The sequence below is a fragment of the Pseudomonas sp. 2(2015) genome, from assembly GCF_000955865.1.
GTDB lineage: Bacteria > Pseudomonadota > Gammaproteobacteria > Pseudomonadales > Pseudomonadaceae > Aquipseudomonas.
On record NZ_JYOF01000007.1, the window covers coordinates 18,362 to 39,534 of the forward strand.

Here is a 21,173-nt window from a genome sequence, read left to right on the forward strand (position 1 = left end):
TACACCGGACCCGCGATGAGGCCCTCAGGCCGGCAACAGGATCCCGAAGGTATTGGCCCCCGCCTGGCTGCGCACGAACACGCTGCCGCCATGCATCAACGCAATCGCCTTGACGATCGCGAGCCCCAGCCCGTGGTTGCCGGCGCCGCTGTTGCTGCGCGCCGCATCCACCCGGTAGAAGCGTTCGAACAGCATCGCCAGGTGTTCCTCGCCAATCGCCGGCCCCGGGTTGCTCACGGCGATGCTCACCTGGCCGTGCTGTTCCTCGATGCGCACCTGGATCACCTGCTCGGGCAAGGTGTGCTGCACTGCATTGTTCAGCAGGTTGATCAGCGCCCGGCGCAACTGGGCCTTTTCGATGCGCGCCTGGGCATCGCCGCTGACCTGCACGCTGATGCGCGCGTCCTCGAGGATGTAGTCCAGGTAGTCGAGGGTGGTCGCCACTTCTTCGGCCAGCGAGGTGCTGGTCAGCGCCGTGGCTTTGCTGCCCTGGTCGGCGCTGGCGAGGAAGAGCATGTCGTTGATGATGCTGCGCAGGCGCTCGAGTTCTTCAAGGTTCGATTGCAGCACCTCGAAGTAGTGCTCGGCGCTGCGCCCACGGGTCAGGGCGACCTGGGTCTGGCCGATCAGGTTGGTCAGCGGCGAGCGCAGTTCATGGGCGACGTCGGCGTTGAAGGCTTCCAGGCGGCTGTAGGCCTGGTCGACGCGCTCCAGGGTCGAGTTGAAGGCGCTGGCGAACTGCGCCAGCTCCGGGGCGAGGTCGGCCAGTTGCAGGCGCCCGCTCAGGCGCGGTGGCGCCAGCTTTTGAGCTTCGGCCGAGAGTGCCAGCAACGGCCGCAAACCATAGCGCGCCACCCAGTAACCGAGCAACGAGGCCAGCACCACGCCCAGCACCGACAGGCTGATGATCGCCACCAGCAAGGTGTGCTGGGTGTGCCAGAAAGTCTCGGTGTCGATGCCGATCAAAAAGCGCAGGGCCGGGCGCTTGCCCATGGCCGGCAGTTCGCTGACCAGTACCTTGTAAGGGTAGGGGCTGGCGGCCAGGTGCAGGTCGCGCATGCCCAGCCGGCCCTGGGCAAAGGTGCGGATGCTGGCGTCTGGCTGGCCATACTCGAACGGGCTACCGTCGCTGACCACCCAGAAGCGGATGCGCCGGTCTTCTTCGCTGAGCAAATTGAGCTTGTTGGTGATCTTCTGCCAGTGCTCGCGGGTGTCGTAGCGGGTCAGCGACGACTCCAGCACGCTGAAGCGCGCTTCAAGCTCGGCGGTGGGCAGCAGGTCGAGGCTGCGGTCGACCTGCTTGTACAGCGCGGTACCGATCACCAGGAACACACCCAGTGCCACCAGGGTGAACAGGGCGCTCAGGCGCAGGGCGATGGAGTTAGTCGGCACGGTTTTCCAGAACATAGCCCATGCCTCGGATGGTGTGCAGCAGTTTGGTTTCGAAAGGCCCGTCGAGCTTGGCGCGCAGGCGCTTGATCGCTACTTCGACAACATTGGCGTCGCTGTCGAAATTGATATCCCAGACCAGCTCGGCAATCGCCGTTTTCGACAGAATTTCGCCATGCCGGCGGGCCAGCACGCTGAGCAGCGAGAACTCCTTGGCGGTCAGCTCCAGGCGCTGCCCGGCGCGGCTGGCCTTGCGGCTGATCAGGTCGACCCAGAGGTCGGCGACCTGGATCTGCACCGGCTCATGGCCGCCGCCACGGCGGGTCAGGGCTTGCAGGCGGGCGACCAGTTCGAGGAACGAGAACGGCTTGCCGAGGTAGTCGTCGGCGCCTTCGCGCAGGCCGTGGATGCGGTCTTCGACCCGCTCGCGGGCGGTGAGCATGATCACCGGCGTCTGCTTGCGCGCACGCAGGGCGCGCAGCACCCCGTAGCCGTCCAGCCCCGGGAGCATCACATCGAGGACGATCACCGCATAGTCGCCTTCCAGGGCCATGTGCAGGCCATCGATACCGTCGCGCGCCAGGTCCACGGTAAAGCCTTGCTCGCTGAGGCCGCGGTGCAGGTAGTCGGCGGTCTTTTGTTCGTCTTCGATAATCAGCACACGCATGGTCGGCTCTCAACTGGCATCGGTTTGCGCCATGGTCACGGCCGTCTGGCGCCGGTGGAACAGGCGTTCCAGGGCCAAGTATATGACCGGTGTGGTGAACAGTGTCAGCGCCTGGCTGACCAGCAGCCCGCCGACCACAGCAATGCCCAGTGGCTGGCGCAGCTCGGCGCCGGCGCCCATGCCGAACATCAGCGGCACGGCGCCAAGCAGGGCGGCGAGGGTGGTCATCATGATCGGCCGAAAACGTGTCAGGCAGGCCTTGTGGATCGCCTCTTCGGCGCTCAGGCCCTGGTGGCGCTGGGCGTCGAGGGCAAAATCGATGAGCAGGATGCCGTTCTTCTTGACGATGCCAATCAGCAGCACGATGCCGATCAGGCCCATGATCGAAAAATCCTCGCCCGACAGCCACAACAGCGCCAGGGCGCCGAGCCCGGCCGAGGGCAGAGTGGAGATGATGGTCAGCGGATGGACGAAGCTCTCGTAGAGCACGCCGAGGATGATGTACACCGCCACCAGCGCCGCGAGGATCAGCCACGGCTGGCTCGACAGCGAACTCTGGAAGGCCTGGGCCGCACCCTGGAAGGTGCCGATGATCGAATCGGGCATGCCCAGTTCGCGCTGGGTGCGTTCAAGAATCTGCACCGCGTCGCCCAAGGCGACGCCGGGGGCCAGGTTGAACGACAGGTTGGCGGCCGGGAACAGGCCGTCATGGGCAATCGACAACGGCCCGGTGCTCGGCGCCGCGACCTTGGCCAGCACCGACAACGGCACCATCTCGCCGCTCAAGGGCGAGCGCAGGTAGAAGTAGTTGAGGCTCTCGGCCTTGCCGCGCTGGCGGGCGTCGAGTTCGAGGATCACCTTGTACTGGTTGGTCTCGGTCTGGAACTCGCTGATCTGCCGCTGGCCGAAGGCATCGTAGAGCGCCTGGTCGACGTCGGTGGTGGTCAGGCCGAAACGCGCCGCGGCCTTGCGGTCGATGTCGATGCGGGTAACGCTGGCGCCCAGTTGCAGGTCGTTGGACAGGTCGCGAAAGGCCGGGTTGGCCTTCAGCCGCTCGGTCAGGCGCTGGGTCCAGAGGTTCAGCGCCGGGCCGTCATTGCTCTTGAGCACGTACTGGTACTGGCTGCGGCTTGGTCCGGAGCTGAGGTTGATGTCCTGGCCGGCGCGCAGGTACAAGACCACGCCCGGCACCTTGGCCAGTTTCGGCCGCAGGCGGTCGATGAATTCGCTGGCCGAAACGTCGCGATCGCCGCGGTCCTTGAGGGCGATCCAGAAGCGGCCGTTGGCGATGGTCTGGTTGCTGCCGGTCACTCCGACAGCATGGGAGAAGGCTCGCACGGCCGGGTCGGCCTCGACGATCCTGGCCAGCGCCTTATGTTTTTCGAGCATGTCCGGGTAGGAGACATCGGCCGCCGCCTCGCTGGTGCCGAGCACGAAGCCGGTGTCCTGCACCGGGAAGAAGCCTTTGGGGATGGCAATGTAACCGACCACCGCCAGGGCGAAGGTCAGGCCGAACAGGCCCAGCATCAGCCGCTGGTGGGCCAGGGCCTTGACCAGCCCGCGCTCGTACCAGCCGAGCAGGCGGCTCGGGGCGTCATGGGCGTTGTGCTGCGGGCGGCGCATGAACAGGGCGCAGAGGGTCGGCGCCAGGGTCAGCGACACTACCACGGAAATCAGGATGGTCGAGGTGGCGGTGAGGGCGAACTCCTTGAACAGCCGCCCGACCACGCCGCCCATGAACAGCAGCGGAATGAACGCGGCAATCAGCGAAAAACTGATCGACACCACGGTAAAGCCGATTTCCCCCGAGCCCTTGATCGCCGCCTCGCGCATGCCGTCACCGGCTTCCAGGTGACGGTGGATGTTCTCCACTACCACGATCGCGTCATCGACCACAAAGCCCACGGAGATGACGATGGCCACCAGGGTCAGGTTGTTCAGGCTGAAACCGAACAGGTACATCAGGGCGAAGCTGGCCACCAGCGACACACCGAGCACGCTCGACACGATCAGGGTCGCCGACCATTGGCGCAGGAACAGCGCCATTACCCCGATCACCAGCAGCACGGCGATCATCAGGGTGATCTCCACCTCGTGCAGCGAGGCGCGGATGGTCTGGGTGCGGTCGTTGAGCACCGACACCTGCACGGATGCCGGCAGCATCTGCTCAAGCCCCGGCAAGGCCGCCATGATGCCGTCGACGGTATCGACGATGTTCGCCCCGGGCTGACGGAACACCACCAGGTTCAGGCCCTGCTGCTCGCCGGACCAGGCTTTGACGTAAGCGTTTTCGGCGCCATTGATGACCTTGGCAACATCCTGCAGGTGCACCGGCGCGCCGTCGCGGTACGAGACGATCAGCTGGGCGTATTCCTCGGGGTGGAACAACTGGTCGTTGGTGGCGATGGTCGACACGCTGTTCTGCCCGTACAGCGCGCCCTTGGCCAGGTTCAGGCTGGTCTGCTGGATGGCCTGGCGCAGGTCGGCCAGGGTCAGGCCCAGGGCAGCGAGTTTTTCTGGCTGGGCCTGTACGCGGATGGCCGGTCGCAACTGCCCGGTGATGTTGATCAGGCCGACCCCGTCGATCTGGCTCAACTGGCGGGCCAGCAGGGTTTCGGCGTAATCACTGAGCTCGTTGGCCGGCATCTGCGCCGAGCTTACGGTAAGAATCAGCACCGGGCTGTCGGCCGGGTTGACCTTGCGCCAGGTCGGCGGGCTGGGCATGTCCTGGGGCAGGCGCGCGGTGGCGGTGTTGATTGCCGCCTGGACTTCCTGGGCGGCGGTGTCGATGCTCTTGTCGAGGGTGAACTGCAAGATCAGGTTGGTCGAGCCCAGGGCGCTGCTGGAGGTCATCTGGGTCATGCCGGGGATGGCGCTGAACTGTACCTCAAGCGGCGTGGCCACCGACGAGGCCATGGTTTCCGGGCTGGCGCCGGGCAGTTGCGCGGTGACCTGGATGGTCGGGAAATCGGCTTCGGGCAATGGCGCCACCGGCAGGCGCGGAAAGGCGATGACCCCGAGCAGCACCAGGGCGAAGGTCAGTAGCAGGGTGGCGATCGGGCGGTCGATGCACCAGGCGCTGATCGAGCCGCGCGGGTTCATGGCTGCACCTTGGCGCTGGTCACGTCTTCTGGCGGCGGCGCCTCAGGGGCGACTTCGACATGGGCGCCGGGCTTGAGCCGCGATTGGCCGTCGGACACCAACCGGTCGCCAGTTGCGACCCCGGCAATGATGTTCAGCACACTGTCCTGGTACAGCACCTTGACCGGCACGCTGTCGACCTTGTCGCCATTGAGGCGGTATACGTAGTGGCCGTCGATACCGCGCTGCACCACTTGCGGCGGCACCACCAGGGCTTTTTGATCCAGCGCGGTCTGCAGTTTGAGGGTCACCAGTTGCCCGGGCCACAGCCGCGCATCCGGGTTGGTGAACTCGGCCTTGACCCGGATGGTGCCGGTGTTGGCCGCCACCTGGTTGTCGATCAGCGTAAGCCTGCCCTCGCCCAGCAGTGTGCCGCCACTGTCGCCGTCGCCTTCCAGGTAGGCTTGCACCACCGCCGGGGTTGGCGCGGTGAGCAGGCCCTGCAGGGTTGGCAGCAGTTGCTGCGGCAGCGAGAACTCGACGCCGATCGGGTCGATCTGGGTCACGCTGAACAGCCCCTGGGTGTCGGCCACGCGCAGGAAGTTGCCCTCGTCGACATTGCGAATGCCGACCCGGCCGGTCACCGGCGAGCGAATCTGCGTGTAAGACAGCTGCACCTGGGCGGCGGCAATCGCCGCCTGGTTGCCGAGTACCGTGGCCTTGAGCTGGTTGAACAGCGCCTGCTGCTGGTCGAGGGTCTGTTTTGAGACGCTGTTGTCGGTGCTCAGCAGCCTATAGCGCTTGAGGTCGACCTCGGCCACCTGCAACTGCGCCTGGCTCTGGCCCAGTTGGGCCTTGGCCTGCTCGAGGCTGGCGCGAATCGAACGGTCGTCGATGGTGGCCAGCAGGTCGCCTTGCTTGACCGCCTGGCCTTCCTTGACCAGCAACTGCGTCAGCACCCCCTCGACTTGCGGGCGTATCACCACGCTGTGCAGCGAAAGCACAGAACCGATACCGCTGACAAAGCGCGGCACGTCCTGTTGCTTGACGCTGACCACTCGCACCGGAATGGCGCTGCTGGTGGTGGATTGTTCCTTGCCGGGGCGGTTGACCAGCCACAGGGCAGTGCCTGCCAGGGCGATGAGCAGGGCGCAGATAACGACGGAACGAGACTTGATTCGCATGCTTGCAGGGCACCGCGGACGGAGGGGTGGGTATTTAGCGTTATAGCTGCTCAATCAGGTCAGCAGCGTGACCGCTAACTGACAGCGCTGACAGGTTTGGCGTACACCGCTCCTTTGTGGGAGCGGGCTTGACCCGCGATGAGGCCCGACCTGCCAACACAGCAGATTCTGTGTATTTCAGCTCGGTAATGGCCAAGTGCCAATATCCTGAGCTGGATCAAGATTGCGCAAAAATTTGCCACTAGAGTCGTACGCCCTGCCGATTCTCCCCGACAAAAACGAGTGCCTCCGATGAAGAGCAATTTGCCTGTGACCGGTCGCAATGTGGATTATCCCGGTGACGCCAATATCCTTTCCACCACTGACCTGACCAGCCAGATAACCTACGCCAATGACGATTTCATCAAGATCAGTGGCTTTACCCGTGAAGAGTTGATCGGCAACCCCCACCATATCGTCCGCCACCCGGACATGCCGCCCCAGGCCTTCGCGCAGATGTGGCAAACGCTGAAGAGCGGCCGCTCATGGATGGGCCTGGTGAAAAACCGTTGCAAGAACGGCGACCATTACTGGGTCAGCGCCTTTGTTACGCCCATCTCCAGCAACGGTCAGGCCATGGAGTACCAGTCGGTGCGCACCAAGCCCAGTGCCGAGCAGGTCGAGGCCGCTGAGCGTTGTTACGCCCACCTGCGCAGTGGCCGCAACCGCTGGTGGCAGCGTCTGCCGGTGCTTGGGTTGGGCTGGCAGTTGTGGGGCGGGGTGACCCTGGCGCTGGCGGCGGTGTTTGCCATCAGTCGCCTGCTGCTGCCGGTGCTGCCATGGCAAGGTGCGCTGGAGCTGATTGTGGCCAGCGGCCTGGCGGCGTTGATGATCTTCATTGCCCTGCGCCCGCTGGAGCGCCTGCGCGTTCAGGCTCAGGCGATTGCCGACAACCCCTTGAGCCAGCAGCTGTACACCGGCCGGCGCGACGGCATCGGCCAGATCGACTTCGCCCTGCGCATGCTCAAGGGCCAGTTGGGTGCGGTGGTCGGGCGTATCGGCGATACCTCGCGGCGCCTGGCCGGGCATACCGGCAGCCTTGCCCAGTCGCTGCAAAGCAGCCACAGCAACAGCCTGGAGCAACAAAGCGAAGCCGACCAGGTGGCCACCGCGATCAACCAGATGGCCGCCAGCGTTGCCCAGGTTGCCAGCAGCGCCCAGCAAGCCTCGCAGGCTGCCGACCAGGCCGAAGGGGAAACCCAGGCCGGGCATCAACTGGTCGATCTCAACCGCAGCGCCATCCAGAACCTGGCCAATTCGCTGAATTCGGCCACCGAAGTTATCCACAATCTGGAAAGCCATAGCAGCGAGATTACCGGGGTGCTCGAGGTGATTCGCGGCATCGCCGAACAGACCAACCTGCTGGCCCTTAATGCTGCCATCGAAGCGGCGCGTGCCGGCGACCAGGGCCGTGGTTTTGCCGTGGTTGCCGACGAAGTACGCGGCCTGGCCCAGCGCACCGCGCAGTCGACCCACGAGATCCAGCGGATGATCAGCGCCCTGCAACATGGTGCGCGCGAAGCGGTGCAGGTCATGCAGCAGAGCAGCGAACATGCCGGGCACAGTGTCGAACAGGCGCAGCGCGCCGCCAGCGCCCTGGACGGCATCAGCCTGCGGGTCAACCAGATCAGTGAAATGAGCCTGCAGATTGCCGCTGCAGTCGAGCAGCAAAGCCAGGTCAGCGAGAGCATCAACCGCAACATCATCAGCATTCGCCAGGCCAGCGAAGCCACCGTGCAGGTCGGCCAGCAGAGCCACCTGAGCGCCACCGACGTGGCCGGGCTGGCGCAAGACCTGCGCCGGCTGGCGGATGAGTTCTGGCGGCGCTGCCAGTAGGGTGATTCAAAAACCGATGAAGCTGTAGTACAGGCTCGGCTCGCTGCGCACCTGCGCACCGTAGGCTTCAAGCTCGGCGCTCAGGGCCGGGTCGACCACATGCAGCGTCCACGGCGCCAGCGGCTGCTCCAGCGCTGGTTGTTGCAGGGCCTGGGCCAATGCTGCGGTGTCGGGCAGGTAAGCGGTAAAGCCATTGCCCTTGAGCGCGCTGACATCGATGCCCAGTGCCTGGCAGATGGCAACCTTGGCACGGATATCATCGCGATCGGCCTGGCGCGAACGCTCGATCAGCTCCGCCAGGCGCTTATCGACCAATTGATTGCCGTGGATCAGCGCCGGGCCGCTTTGCCAGGCTTCGCCCGGGCAGTCCTTGGCTTCGGGGCGCAGCGGGATGTGCGGGTTGATTTCCATCGGGTAGATGCGGCACACCAGCGGGCGGATCTCGTAGATGCCGCAGCGGTTGTCGTCATCCAGGTTGCGGCAGCGGCCGGGGTTGAAGGCAGCGAAGGTGATGGTCACCCAGGCTTCGCTGCTGCCGCAGGGCACCGGCCAGGAGCGGCGCATGGCGTGCTCGCGCTGCTCGGCCGGCAGGCCCAGGCCGTTGGCGAGGAAGGCTTCGACCAGGACGATGACCTGGCCGCCAGAGCCAGCCCAGTGGCGGGCTTCGCTCAAGGTCAGGGGCACATGATGCCCGGTGCAGCATTTGCCACAGCCGGTGCAGTCGAAACGGATATCGGAGGCAGGTGCGCTGTTCACGGTTGGCCGGGTGCCCACTCGGTGACGAAAGCCGCCTTGCGTTTTTTATCGAACAGGCACAGCTCGGTGCCTTTGCGGTTGTTCATGTGTTTTTGCGGGTAGCGGCCTTCGAGCAGCAAGGCGCTGTAACCGACGCGGTCGTCGAACTCGGCGGCCTTGCCCAGGGCCTTGACCTGTTTGAGCTGGCTGGCGGCGATGCAGCTTTTCAGGACCTGCTGTTCATGCTCGCTCCAGGCCTGGCTGCTGGAAGACTGGGCGCCGGCACTGAACACAGCGCAGCCGAGCAGGGTGAAGAGGAGGGCTTTCATGGCGGGTACTCGCAAAGGTGTGCGCACAATTGTGCCTGAGCCTCAGGCACATTCAAGCGCAGCGCTTCGCGGGTATGTGTCAGCGTTCTTCGAAGGCCACGGTGCGCGCGGCGACGATCAGGCAGTCGGTCAGCTCCGGCGAGGAGAACTTGGTCAGCACCGCGTTGGCCCCGGCATCCTTGGCTTTGTCGCTGTTCATGGCGCTGTCCAGCGAGGTGTGCAGCAGCACGTAGAGGTGCTGGAAGTCAGGGGTTTCGCGCAGTGTGCGGGTGAAGGCGTAGCCGTCCATCTCCGACATCTCGATGTCCGATACCACTACGTTGATCTCGCGCTCGGTGCCTTGCAGTTCCAGCAGGGTGTTGATTGCATCCTTGGCGCTGCGCGCAGTGTGGCACTCGATGCCGAGGTTGCGCAGAGTGTGCACCGACTGCTGCAGGGCCACCTGGCTGTCATCGACCACCAGAATGTTGGTGGCGGCCAGTACCGCAGCATCTTCGGCATTGAGCTCGGAGCTGGCCACCTCATGGGGCGGCGGGGCGATGCCGTGGATGACCTTCTCGATATCCAGCACCTGCACCAGGGTATTGTCGACCCGGGTCACGCCGGTGATGAACGACTTGCTCCCCGAGCCGTAGGGCGGCGGCTTGATGTCGGTGCTCAGGCAATGGACGATCTTGCTCACCGCCTGCACGTGCAGGCCCTGTTTGGAGCGGCTGATGTCGGTGACGATCAGGCAGCCGCCGTCCGGGTCTGCCAGCGGCCGTTCGCCGATGGCCCGGGACAGGTCGATGACCGACAGCGAGTTGCCGCGCAGGGTGGCCACGCCTTTGACGTGGGGGTGCGACTCCGGCAGCTTGGTCAGCGGCGGGCAGGGGATGATTTCACTGACCTTGAGCAGGTTGATCGCCATCAGCTTGCCGCTGCGCAGGGTAAACAGCAGCAGCGACAGCGAGTCCGCGCGGGCATTTTGCGACGCCATAGGCACCTTCAGGGCAGAGTAATAGGGGGAGATGCCAGGTTATCGACCCGGCAGCCCGTGGCTTTAATCACTCGGTGAAATCAGCGTAGACCCAAGCGCCGCGCCAGGCGACTGAGATTGGCCCGGTCCAGGCCCAGCTCGCGGGCGGTGCTGGCCCAGTTGTGCTGGTGGCGCTCCAGGCAGGCCTGGATCAGCTGGCGCTGGTAGTCATCCAGGGCCTGGCGCAGGTCGCCAACGGGCAGCGGCGCTTCGACCAGCGGCTGTGTTTCGGCTTGTGTCGGCAGCGCCTCGAGCGGGCGCAGGTCCAGGTCGGCGGCCTCCAGGGTGAGGATTTTCGGCCGCTGTGCATGTTGCCCCAGGGCCTTGAGCGCCGAGCGGCCGATCAGGTGTTCCAGCTCGCGCACGTTGCCCGGCCAGCTGTAGGCAAGCAACGCGGCCTGGGCTTCGGCGCTCAGGCGCAGGCTACCGAGGCCCATGCGCGAGCGGTTCTGTTCAAGAAAGTAGCCGCTGAGCAGCAGCACATCGCGCCCGCGCTCACGCAGCGACGGTACCAGCAGCGGATACACGCTCAGGCGGTGGTAGAAGTCGGCGCGGTAACGCCCGGCGCGCACTTCTTCGGCCAGGTCGCGGTTGGTGGCGGCGATCAGGCGCACATCGACGCGGTGCTCCTGGTCCGAGCCCAGGCGTTGCAACTGGCCGCTTTGCAGCACGCGCAACAGCTTGGCCTGCACGCTCAGCGACAACTCGCCGACTTCATCGAGAAACAACGTGCCGCCATTGGCCAGCTCGAACTTGCCACGGCGCTCGCCGACCGCGCCGGTAAAGGCGCCACGCACATGGCCGAACAGCTCGCTCTCGACCAGGGTGTCGGGCAGCGCCGCACAGTTGAGGCTGATCATCGGCCGCTCGGCGCGGCTCGAGGCCTGGTGGATGGCCTGGGCCACCAACTCCTTGCCGACCCCGGTTTCGCCGGTGATCAACACCGTCAGGTCGCTGCTGCCGACCAGGCGGATTTCTTCCAGCAGGCGTTTGTGCGCCTTGCTCTGGCCGATCAGTTCTTTGTGCTGTTGGCCGCTGGCCTGGCGATACACCTCGGCGCGCTGGTGTTCGTCTTCGGCGCGCAAGGCCAGTTGTTCGATGCGCTCGGCAACATTGACCGTAGCCGCGGCCAGGCTTGCAAAGGCCTGCAGGGCATCGAGCTCGACCTGCTGGAACTGCTCCGGGTCGAGCGCATCGAGGGTGATCAGGCCCCAGGGCTGTTCGTCGACAAACAGCGGGCAGCCCATGCAGTCGTGGACCTCAAGCTGATGATGCAGGCCTTCGACCAGGCCGTCATAAGGGTCGGGCAGGTCGCTGTCGCTGGCGAAGCGGGTGGGCTCTTCGCGGCTGAGGATGGCGGCAAAGCGTGGATGTTCATCGATCTTGAAGCGCCGCCCGAGGGTATCGGTGCTCAAGCCGTCCACCGCCAGGGGCACCAGCCATTCGCCGTCCAGGCGCAACAGCGCCGCGGCATCGCACGGCAGCAGGCTGCGCATGGCTTGGAGCAGGCGCCGGTAGCGCTCGCGTTCGGGCAATTCGCGGGACAGGTCGCTGACCAGCGGCAGCAAGGCGGTGAGCAGGGATTTTGCGGTCATAAAGACTCCTGTGGGTCAAAATGACTATATCGCAGATGTTGTCGTTATGACTCTTTAATTTATAAGTTGTTGATTTATATGGATTAAATAGTTGGCACGAAAGCTGTAATAACTCAGGCATTCATCAAGAAGCCACAGGCTCAGGAGTCATCCATGCTCAATGCCCAGGATCGTGCAATCGTCAAAGCCACCGTACCCCTGCTGGAAAGCGGCGGTGAAGCGCTGACCACCCATTTTTACAAGCTGATGCTCAGCGAGTACCCCCAAGTGCGCCCGCTGTTCAACCAGGCCCACCAGGCCAGCGGCGACCAGCCACGGGCCCTTGCCAATGGCGTGCTGATGTACGCCCGGCACATCGACCAGCTCGAACAACTGGGTGGCCTGGTCGGGCAGATCATCAACAAGCATGTGGCTTTGCAGATCCTGCCGGAACATTACCCGATTGTCGGTAGCTGCCTGCTGCGCGCCATCGAAGAAGTCCTCGGCAAAGACATCGCCACCCCTGAAGTGATCGCCGCCTGGGGCGCGGCCTATCAGCAACTGGCCGATATCCTCATCGGCGCCGAAGGCGAGGTCTATGCACAAAAAGCTGCGGCCCCGGGTGGCTGGCGTGGCGCGCGCGCATTCAAGCTGGTCGAGCGGGTCGAGGAGAGCCGCGAAATCGTCTCGTTCTACTTCGCCCCGGTTGATGGCGGCGCGATCCTGCAGGCCGAGCCTGGCCAGTACATCGGGTTGCAACTGCTGATCGACGGCGTCGAACAGCGCCGCAACTATTCGCTGTCGGCCCTGAGCAATGCTGGCCAATACCGCATCAGCGTCAAGCGCGAAGCCGGCGGCAAAGTCTCCAACTACCTGCACCAGCAGCTGGCGGTAGGCGACAGCATCAACCTGTTCCCGCCATCGGGCGAGTTCACCTTGAGTGCCAGCGACAAGCCGCTGGTGCTGATCAGCGGCGGCGTCGGCATCACCCCGACCTTGCCGATGCTCGAAGCGGCGCTGGAAAGCGGCCGTTTGGTGCACTTCATTCACTGCGCACGCAACGGCGCGGTGCACGCCTTCCGCGACTGGGTCGATGAACTGGCGGCGCGCCATCCACAGGTCAAGCGCTTCTACTGCTACGCCGAGGACGATGGCGTCAGCCAGCCGGCGGACGCCGTGGGTTTGCTCAGCGCCGATCAGCTTGGTCAGTGGTTGCCGCAAGAGCGTGATGTGGACGCCTACTTCCTCGGCCCGAAAGCCTTCATGGCCGCCATCAAGCGCCACCTCAAGGGCCTGGGCGTGCCCGAGCAGCAGAGCCGCTACGAATTCTTCGGCCCGGCTTCAGCGCTTGAGTAAACACGTTTCGGTAACCGCGAACTGAAAGGATAGGGGCACAGCCAGCGATGGCTGTGCCTTGCGGCAATCGGTCGCCTTCTCAAGCAGGGGGCCTGGCCTTTTTACTGCATGCAGACAAAGCGTCATGCGCCTGGCGCATCATCCTTCCAGCCGTATCAAGGAAACCGTATCGTGAGCATCAATTGGGCTGACAAACTGCGCAAGAGCCTGCATGGCTCGGCCGACTCGCTGGGCAACCTGTGCGTCGAGGCGTTCCACTACCTGGCCCTGTTCGGCATCGGTGGCATCACCGCCTACGCAGCCGTGGTCACCTTCATCGAGATGCTCGGCAAGGGCGTCAGCGTCGACGACATCCTGCTGCTGTTCATCTACCTCGAGCTCGGCGCCATGGTCGGGATCTACTTCAAGACCAACCACATGCCGATCCGCTTCCTGCTGTATGTAGCGATCACCGCGCTGACCCGCCTGCTGATTGGCGACGTGTCGCACCACAAGGCGCCGGACCCCGGCTTGCTGTACGTGTGCGGCGGCATCCTGCTGCTGGCGTTCTCGATCCTGGTGGTGCGCTACGCCTCGTACCGCTACCCGTCAACCAAAGCCATCGATGCTAGTGGCAAGGAGATCGAGGAAGCGAAGTAACCTGGCCGGCTTTTGCACCGTTGCGGGTCATGGCGGCGAGGATTTCCACGGCGCTGTGGCCCTGTTCGATGGCGATACCGAACTGGACGCTCTCGATCAAGCGCTGCAGGCGCTGCGGGTCGTTGCGCTGGGCCGGGCTGATCAGCCGTTTGGCGACGATGCCGGTGTCGTTGGAGAGGGTCAGCATGATGCTGCCGTCGAGCCGCTCGATACTCAGGTTGACCCGGTACTTGGGGGCAAAAGCGTCGTTGATCTGTACGAAAGGGTTGATCATGGTGCTTCACCTGGCAAAGACATGCAGTGATTGACCGGGAGGGGGAGGGTTGGTTCAGGTGATTTTTCTCACGGTCTTTTGCGATATCTGACAGCTAAATCCTACGACCGAGTGGGATGCTTCTGAATTGCCTCTGCCCAGGCAGAAGGCCACCTTTACCGTGCTAGGTTCCGGGCTTCATTTGCCCAAGGAAGCTACACATGACACGGAATAATCAACCCGCCACCTCTTCCTTCACCAACGCGCTGACTTCGCAACAGTGCGCAGCCGTTTCATCCCCTGTTACCGAAGCCATCTATCGTCTGGCAACCCAAGGCAGCCGCACACGCAAGGGTGGTGTCATTCGCCAGGCCAGCGCCCCACTGACCATCACCCTGGACGATGGCCAGGTGGTGCGCGTGGCGCAGACCGGTGACTATGCCGAGTACCCGGATGGCAGCCGCGCGCACATCATCAGTGGCGCCGGAGCCCAGGGGCAACTGCAGGATCAGGCCATTGCCCTGGTCGGCAGTGCCTTGAGCAACGGTGATGAAATCATCGACACCCCACAAAACACCGTGCTGATCAGCAAGCAGCAAGGTGTACCCATGGCGGACGACTTCCTCACGAGCGCGAGGTGAGCGATGGTTTATCGCCTGAGCCTCAATGGTCGCGGCGCCGGGCAGCATGGCGACCCGACCACCAGCGGGGCGACCTGCCTCAGCAGCCAGTCCAGTCACCTGCAGAACGGGGTCGGCAGCCTGCGCCTGGGGGATGCCACCACGCCATGCCCGGAGTGCGGCCAGGCCGGCAAGATTGCCGAAGGGTATGCCGACTGGATCATCAACGGGCTGCCGATCGCCTTTGATGGTGCGCAGATCGACTGCGGCTGCCCGGCCGGCAGCAACCGCCTGGTAGCGCCGCTGGATGGCGGCGGCGCCAGAGCGGCGCCGGTAGCGGGCGGCTTTACCGCGCCGGCTGGCCAGGCCTTCAAGCCGCCTGCGGCGACGCTCAGGCCAACTGTCATCGGTACGACCGGGCCCGCTTCAGCCATGTCCAGTGCGCCTGGCGCGCTGGAGCCGGGCTTCTATGTGGTGCCACGCAGTATGTCGGGTCAGCAGGTGCTGGCCCGGCTTGGCGGCGAAAACCGCTACCTCAGCGCCCGGCTGCAGCGGCTTAACCCCACTTTCGCCGAAGGCTTCAAGGCCGGTGAGCTGTTCGTCCTCGGCGACCCCGACAACGGCATGAGTTGCACCCGCGAGGAAGCTCAATTGATGGCCGCTGCCGCCCAGGTGCGCGAGGCACTGGCGCCGCTGACCGAGGAGGAGGCCAACTTCATGGTCCGCTACCAGGGTGAAATCGCCGGCTTGTTCAGCGGCGCCAGCCAGTCGATGGGCGTCGGCAAAGACATGCTCGGTCATGGTTTGAGCCAGGTTGAAAACAGCCTGCGCGCGCTTGAACAGCTGCATCAGCGCTCGTTCAGCACCTACGGGCATCTGAACAGCCCGCAGTTTTTCGCCTCCCGCCAACAGCTGTACCGCCAGCTGGATGCCCAGTTGAAGACGGCGTTTCTCAACAAGCCATTGAACCTGGGCAGTTACGAGAGCCTGCGTCGAGACCTCGGCATCTCGACCAAAAGCCTGGTTCACCACTGGAGCCGTGCCGGTGCGCCGGGTGAGATCCCGGGTTATGCCACCCACCTTGAGCAGGTATCCCGGACCGCGAAATACCTTAAGCACGGTGGGTATGTCGGTGTTGCCCTGGGGGGTGGCGCGTCGGTTCTCAAAGTGCAGGAAGTGTGTAGAGCGGGGGAGACGGAGGAATGCAAGAAGATTCGATTTACTGAGGCTGGGAGTTTCTCTGGGGGGGTGGCGGGTGGTGCTGCTGGTGCCTATCTGGGAGGGAAGACAGCTGTAGCTGTATGTGGCGTCGCCGCTGCGGCTGCCGGCGGAATTGGTCTGGCGGTATGTGGAATCGTCCTAGTGGGAGGGGGATCATTTGCAGGAGGGAGCGGCGGTGGCTCATTTGGAGAATGGCTAGGAGACAAGATTTATCAGGTGAAACATGATTGACATAAACACTTGGCCGCCGAGCGTTGCGATCGCTTTCGGTTTTGCGCCCTTTGTCATCCTCTTACTTGGCGTAGCCATGGAGACCTACATCGCCCGCAGCCGGGACTTCGACCTCATCATTGCCAGCCTCCCAAACAGTCTCTGGCTCAAGCAGCAGATACCGTTCTGGGGAACCACCAGGTTGAAATCGCGCTGCTATTTGCTCAGCACGATTTGCGGTGCAATGCTTTATCCAAAGCTCTGTATCCGCCTGGGAATGATGGATGCAGAGGATCTGCGCAACTTTCCTCCACGGCTTCGGCGACGATTGTTGATTGCTTCCTGGCTGATAATCGTTGGTTCGGCGTGGATGTTTATCGGTGTCGGCTTGATCAAGCTTTCAAAAACCTGAGCATAAAAAATCAAGTCCCATGGACTCTCCTTTTTACCGTCTACGTCGTTGATTACCAGTTGAGGCGAGCTTGCTCGTTATTCAGGAATTATTTGAGCCCAAGGCGAAGGTACTTTACAACCGGATGGAACCATGACGCTTGATTACTACACTTGGCATTCTGATATCCAGATTTCATTCCTGCTCACCCCCATTGTAACTGGTGTGACAGGCGTATTTATCAACCGATACGTGGCCAGTAGTCGACACTTGAACGTCATGCTTGCAGCCCTTAAGAACAGTCGTTGGCCAGAGCAGCAGATATTAAAGGGAGGGCTGATCCTTCCGACGGCTCGAGTCAATCTGGTTGCCGGTGTCTCAGGCTTTCTAGTGTTCCCGAGCTTCAGTGTTCGCACCGGGAGGCTGAATGCAGAAGACTTACGTAACTTTCCACCTTACCTTCGACGGTGGTTGATCGCATCGTTCTGGCTCACGATTTTGGGGTGCATAGGAATGCTCTTAAGTGTATGCCTTCTCAAACTTTCAGCAACCTGAACATTCCAAAGCGAGCCCCATGGGCTCGCCTTGGAAGTTTGCAGGGCAGAGGAGACGGATGGGTGTAAAAAGATTCGATTTGCTGAGGTCAGAAGCTTTTCTTGTGGGTCGCTTGCCGGTGGACCAGGAGGTGAAACAGGTGGCGAATGGCTCGGGGATTTTGTATATGAAAAGGTCAATCCATGACGGAATTTTGGAGCTCTTGGTGGGCATTTGCTTTCATGCTGACGCCTTTCGTGCTCAGTCTTTCCGGCGTGGCGATAGGTGCGCATATAGCCTGCAGTCGCGACTTCAACACCATGATTGCAGCGCTTCCAAGCTGTCGTTGGCTTAAGCAACAGATACCGTTCTGGGGCACTTCGAGTCTCAAATCACGTTGCTTCTTGGTTAACACTGTTTGCGCTGCGATGGTTTTTCCGGCGATCGGAATACGTAGAGGCTTGTTCGAAGCAGACGAGATACGAAATTTCCCAAAACCCCTTAGGTATCGAATGGTTGCATCCGTCTGGCTGACGACTACTGGTTTTGCCTGGATGCTAATAGCCGTAGCGCTTCTTGAATTATCGAAAGATTGAATAGTGCAGAGGTACAGTTGGCATGGAGTCATGATCTTTGAATATTACACCTGGCATCCAGGGTTACGATTCGCCTTCTTGTTCACGCCGTTCGTGATCATGATGTCTGGTGTGGCGATGAGTACTTACCTTGCCCTAAGTCGAAACTTTGAGACCATGATTGCGAGCCTGCAAAAGAGTTTTTGGCTTCAACAGCAGATGCCTTTCTGGGGGACGACAGGTTGGAGGTCACGTTGCTATCTGCTTAGTACAATCAGCGGAGCATTGCTCTATCCGAAACTCAGTGTTCGATCAGGGATGATGGATGCCGAAGAGTTGCGTAACTTCCCTCGGTTCCTTCGACGCAGAATGCTAGTGGCTTCCTGGCTGACAATCATTGGCTCAGCCTGGTTGTTTATCGGCTTCGGCCTGATCAAGCTTTCAAAAACCTGAGCATAAAAAAAGCGAGCCCCCTGGGCTCGCCTTTTTACCGTCTGCGTTGCTGCTTGTTCAGTTGATACGAGCTTGCTCGTTCTCCAGGAACTCTTCCTGCAACAGCCCGTCATTCTGGGCGCCGTCGATGCTTTGCTGGGCCACCGCGCGTTTGCTGCGCAGTTTGCCGTAGAAATGCTCCAGGGCGTGGTTCAGTTTGATTGCGGCGCCTTCGACAGCCTGGTCGAGGGATGCGGACTTGTGGCTTACGGAAATCGGTTGATGGCCTTTTGGGCGTGCCTCCATCTGGCAGCGTTTGTCGTGCGGACCTGGCTTGTCGCCGTTCTCGTCGCGCAGGTGGACCTCGATGCGGGTGAGGTCTTCGTCATATCGTTCGAGCGTGCTTTCTACCGTGCTGCGGACCCACTCTTCCAGCCGGATGTTGCCTTGAATATGGTTGTCGCTATTGACCTGGATTTGCATAGTTCAATCCCTTATTCAGCTAGCTCGCAAGAGAATCGATGGGGCCTTGGCGGCCTGTGACAACCATCGCCTCTTGACTACAAGGTCAGGCACTTGGCCAAACAATTCAAGCCCTTTTGAAATAAAAATATCTTGTAGCAAAAAGCCCGGCACAGGCCGGGCTTTTGCATGCGCTGGATCAGAACGCGACGGAGGTCTGCAGGTATACCGTACGGGGTTCACCCACGTACTTGCCCTTGTTGTTGTCGTCGAACGAGCGGGTGTAGTACTGGTGATTGAAGATGTTTTTCACCCCGACGGCGACGTTGAGGTTCGACAGTTGCGGGCCGAAATCGTAGGCCGCGCGGCTGCTGAACAGCATGTAGCCGGGGATGCGCCCGGTGCTGCCGTCGGCGCTTTCGGCCGCGGTATTGGCGTTGTCGGCGAACTGGTCGCTCTGGTAGCTGCTGTCGAGGTTGAGCTGCCACTGGCCTTCGGTATAACCGATGCCCAAGGTACCTTTGTGACGCGAGGAGAAGGGCACACGATTGCCCTTGTTCGGCCCGTCTTCGCGGATTTTGGCGTCGACGAAGGCGTAGGTGGCATACACGTCGAAACCTGCCAGCGCCGGGTTGAGGCCTTCGAGGGCGTACTTGACGCTGGTCTCGATGCCCTGGTGGCGGGTTTCGCCGCGGGCGATCACCGAATCGTTGGTCTGGTTGCTTTCGTACTGGTTGTCGAAGTTGATCAGGAAGGCGCCGATCTCGGCCTGCAGGTTGCCGTTGTCGTAGCGGGTTCCCAGTTCCCAGGTGCGGGCTTTTTCCGGTTTCACTTCGCCGCTGCTGACCCGGTTGGGCATCTGGCTGTACTGCACGCTGCCGAACGAGCCTTCGGTGTTGGCGTACAGGTTCCAGCTGTCAGTCAGGTGGTACATGACGTTTAGCGCCGGCAGCGCGGTGTTGTAGTCGCCCTGGTAGCGCTGGCCGTTGAGTTTGTTCGACTGCTCGGAATCGATCATTTCGTAGCGGATGCCCGGGGTGATGGTCCACTGGCCGATGTCGATGCGGTCATCGAGGAACAGCGCATGGGCTTCGGTGCTGCCACGGGTGTCGCGGTCGTTGCGGCTGGCGCTGGTCGGCAACTGGTTGGCGGCGATCGGCTCGCGGTAGCGCAGCTCGTGGCCGGCTTCGTTGACGTAGCGGTAGCCTACGCCCACTTCATGCCAGCTCTCGCCGAGGGCAAAGCCCTGGGAGAAGCGCGTTTCGATGCCGCGTACCCAGTACTCGCGCGGCGACAGCGAGACGAAGCTGCCCTGGTCCAGATAGCCGCTGCGCAGGGTCTTGGTGAAGAAGCTGTTGACGCTGAACTGGCGGGCGTCTTCCTTGTAGTCGTAGCCGAAGTTGAACATCGTTCGGCGGCCCCAGAACTTGTCCTGCAGGCGGGTCGACTGGTACGGGTCGGCATCGTAGTCGGCAACGTTCAGGCCGCCGGGCATCTGCGCTTCGCCTTCGTAGTACTGGGCCATGGCGTGCAGGCTGTTGGCCTCGTCGAGCTGGTATTTGCCCTTGAGGATCAGGTCGTCGATCTGCGTGTCGCTGTGCTCGCGCCAGTCACCGCCACGGCTGCCGGAGTACAGCAGGGCGCCGCCCAGGCCGTTGGCGTTGGTGCCGCCGGCGAGCAGGTTGGCGCTGGTCTTGAAGCCGTCGTGGCTGGACGACGGGCTGGTCTGGGTCTGGAAACCGGCTTTCACCGTCGGCTCGTCGGGGATCGCCCGGGTCACGAAGTTGACGATGCCGCCGACGTTCTGCGGGCCGTAGCGCACCGCGCCGCCGCCGCGCACGACGTCCACCGCGTCCATGTTGCCCATGCTGATCGGAGCGAACGACAGCTGTGGCTGGCCATAGGGTGCGAACGGCACCGGAATGCCGTCCATCAGCACCGTCGAGCGCGAGGCCAGGCGCGGGTTGAGCCCGCGAATGCCGAAGTTCAGCGCCATGTCGTGGCTGCCGGTGCCGTTGTTTTCCGGGGCGTTGACCCCGGGGATGCGGTTGAGCACTTCGCGCGCGGTGGTAGCGCCGCTGCGCTCGAATTCTTCGCGGCGGATTACATCGCGGGCACCGGCATGTTCGAAGACGTTGTCTTGCTGCGCCGCGCCCAGCCAGTCGCCGACCACGGTGGAGGCGCCGAGCTCGACCGGCGCGCTGGGGGCCGCGAGCGGTTGCAGGCTGAAGGCGTTGTCACCTTCGGCGCGGGCTTGCAGGCCGGTGCCTTGCAGCAATGCATCCAGACCCTGCTGCGGGCTGTAGTGGCCCTGCAGGCCGGGGCTGTGCACACCGCGGGTGAGCTGCGAGCCAAACGAGATCAGCACGCCGCTTTCACGGCCGAACTGGTTCAGGGCGTTTTCCAGCGTGCTCGGGGCGATCTGGTAAGTGCGCGCCGGGGCCTCGGCTGCCTGGGCGGCAACGGCGCTGAAACTCAGGCTGGCACCCAGCAGCAGGGTGCGCATGGCCTGGGCAAGTGGACTCGGTCGAAGGGGCATGCAGAAGGTCCTTGAGAAGGTCGAAGCAAAGGGTTCTGCCTTCTCTGTCACGCGAGATGTGAAAACGGCTCAGGTCAGTGGAAAAAAAC

18 protein-coding genes are annotated in these 21,173 nt (G+C 62.7%); 7 read left to right on the plus strand and 11 right to left on the minus strand.

The window, feature by feature from the left end; genetic code table 11:
- Positions 1–24: 24 nt before the first annotated feature.
- Genes UB48_RS11785 through UB48_RS11800 form a run of 4 tightly spaced genes read right to left on the minus strand, consistent with a single transcriptional unit; the run spans position 25 to position 6,321 of the window.
- Positions 25–1,407: a heavy metal sensor histidine kinase gene (locus UB48_RS11785; protein WP_045197148.1), complete on the minus strand. Its 1,383-nt coding sequence runs from the start codon at positions 1,405–1,407 to the stop codon at positions 25–27.
- Positions 1,382–2,056, minus strand: coding sequence for a heavy metal response regulator transcription factor (locus tag UB48_RS11790; protein WP_045197149.1), 675 nt, complete (start codon positions 2,054–2,056; stop codon positions 1,382–1,384). The genes UB48_RS11785 and UB48_RS11790 overlap by 26 nt, the downstream gene beginning before the upstream one ends.
- A 9-nt stretch (positions 2,057–2,065) precedes the next feature.
- Complete coding sequence (locus tag UB48_RS11795; protein ID WP_045197151.1) at positions 2,066–5,158, minus strand: multidrug efflux RND transporter permease subunit; 3,093 nt, start codon at positions 5,156–5,158, stop codon at positions 2,066–2,068.
- Positions 5,155–6,321: an efflux RND transporter periplasmic adaptor subunit gene (locus UB48_RS11800; protein WP_045197153.1), complete on the minus strand. Its 1,167-nt coding sequence runs from the start codon at positions 6,319–6,321 to the stop codon at positions 5,155–5,157. The genes UB48_RS11795 and UB48_RS11800 overlap by 4 nt, the downstream gene beginning before the upstream one ends.
- 291 nt (positions 6,322–6,612) lie before the next feature.
- Between UB48_RS11800 and UB48_RS11805 the strand changes: the two genes are divergently transcribed.
- Complete coding sequence (locus UB48_RS11805) at positions 6,613–8,196, plus strand: PAS domain-containing methyl-accepting chemotaxis protein (protein ID WP_045197154.1); 1,584 nt, start codon at positions 6,613–6,615, stop codon at positions 8,194–8,196.
- Between the two features lie 6 nt (positions 8,197–8,202).
- Here UB48_RS11805 and UB48_RS11810 read toward each other — a convergent pair whose 3' ends face one another.
- The 4 genes from UB48_RS11810 to norR form a co-directional block, all read right to left on the minus strand.
- On the minus strand, positions 8,203–8,952 hold the full coding sequence (locus UB48_RS11810) for a YkgJ family cysteine cluster protein (RefSeq protein ID WP_045197156.1): 750 nt from the start codon (positions 8,950–8,952) through the stop codon (positions 8,203–8,205).
- Complete coding sequence (locus UB48_RS11815) at positions 8,949–9,260, minus strand: hypothetical protein (RefSeq protein WP_045197159.1); 312 nt, start codon at positions 9,258–9,260, stop codon at positions 8,949–8,951. Before UB48_RS11815 ends, UB48_RS11810 begins: the two co-directional genes overlap by 4 nt.
- A gap of 79 nt (positions 9,261–9,339) precedes the next feature.
- The gene (locus UB48_RS11820) at positions 9,340–10,239 is read right to left on the minus strand and encodes a chemotaxis protein (RefSeq protein WP_045197161.1); all 900 of its coding nucleotides are present in this window, start codon (positions 10,237–10,239) and stop codon (positions 9,340–9,342) included.
- Positions 10,240–10,319: 80 nt separating this feature from the next.
- Entirely contained in the window at positions 10,320–11,873 is a 1,554-nt protein-coding gene (norR, locus tag UB48_RS11825) for a nitric oxide reductase transcriptional regulator NorR (RefSeq protein WP_045197163.1), read from the minus strand.
- A gap of 153 nt (positions 11,874–12,026) precedes the next feature.
- Between norR and hmpA the strand changes: the two genes are divergently transcribed.
- Positions 12,027–13,208 (plus strand): NO-inducible flavohemoprotein, encoded by a 1,182-nt coding sequence (gene hmpA / locus UB48_RS11830; RefSeq protein WP_045197165.1) that lies wholly within the window; start codon positions 12,027–12,029, stop codon positions 13,206–13,208.
- Positions 13,209–13,379: 171 nt separating this feature from the next.
- Positions 13,380–13,847, plus strand: coding sequence for a phosphate-starvation-inducible protein PsiE (locus tag UB48_RS11835; protein ID WP_038998766.1), 468 nt, complete (start codon positions 13,380–13,382; stop codon positions 13,845–13,847).
- Here UB48_RS11835 and UB48_RS11840 read toward each other — a convergent pair.
- Complete coding sequence (locus UB48_RS11840) at positions 13,816–14,121, minus strand: DUF3509 domain-containing protein (protein ID WP_045197167.1); 306 nt, start codon at positions 14,119–14,121, stop codon at positions 13,816–13,818. The two genes, UB48_RS11835 and UB48_RS11840, sit on opposite strands and share 32 nt — an antisense overlap.
- Positions 14,122–14,321: 200 nt before the next feature.
- Between UB48_RS11840 and UB48_RS11845 the strand changes: the two genes are divergently transcribed.
- The 4 genes from UB48_RS11845 (at position 14,322) to UB48_RS11865 (ending at position 18,104) form a co-directional block, all read left to right on the plus strand.
- Complete coding sequence (locus tag UB48_RS11845) at positions 14,322–14,741, plus strand: hypothetical protein (RefSeq protein WP_045197168.1); 420 nt, start codon at positions 14,322–14,324, stop codon at positions 14,739–14,741.
- Between the two features lie 3 nt (positions 14,742–14,744).
- Positions 14,745–16,172: a PAAR domain-containing protein gene (locus UB48_RS11850; RefSeq protein WP_045197170.1), complete on the plus strand. Its 1,428-nt coding sequence runs from the start codon at positions 14,745–14,747 to the stop codon at positions 16,170–16,172.
- Positions 16,165–16,563, plus strand: coding sequence for a hypothetical protein (locus UB48_RS11855; protein ID WP_045197173.1), 399 nt, complete (start codon positions 16,165–16,167; stop codon positions 16,561–16,563). Before UB48_RS11850 ends, UB48_RS11855 begins: the two co-directional genes overlap by 8 nt.
- 1,139 nt (positions 16,564–17,702) lie before the next feature.
- A complete protein-coding gene (locus tag UB48_RS11865; RefSeq protein WP_045197177.1) occupies positions 17,703–18,104 on the plus strand; it encodes a hypothetical protein in 402 nt (133 codons plus the stop codon).
- A 57-nt stretch (positions 18,105–18,161) separates the two neighbouring features.
- Here UB48_RS11865 and UB48_RS11870 read toward each other — a convergent pair whose 3' ends face one another.
- Complete coding sequence (locus tag UB48_RS11870) at positions 18,162–18,566, minus strand: HPF/RaiA family ribosome-associated protein (protein ID WP_045197178.1); 405 nt, start codon at positions 18,564–18,566, stop codon at positions 18,162–18,164.
- Positions 18,567–18,744: 178 nt separating this feature from the next.
- Entirely contained in the window at positions 18,745–21,084 is a 2,340-nt protein-coding gene (fecA, locus tag UB48_RS11875; RefSeq protein ID WP_045197180.1) for a TonB-dependent Fe(3+) dicitrate receptor FecA, read from the minus strand.
- Positions 21,085–21,173: the final 89 nt, after the last annotated feature.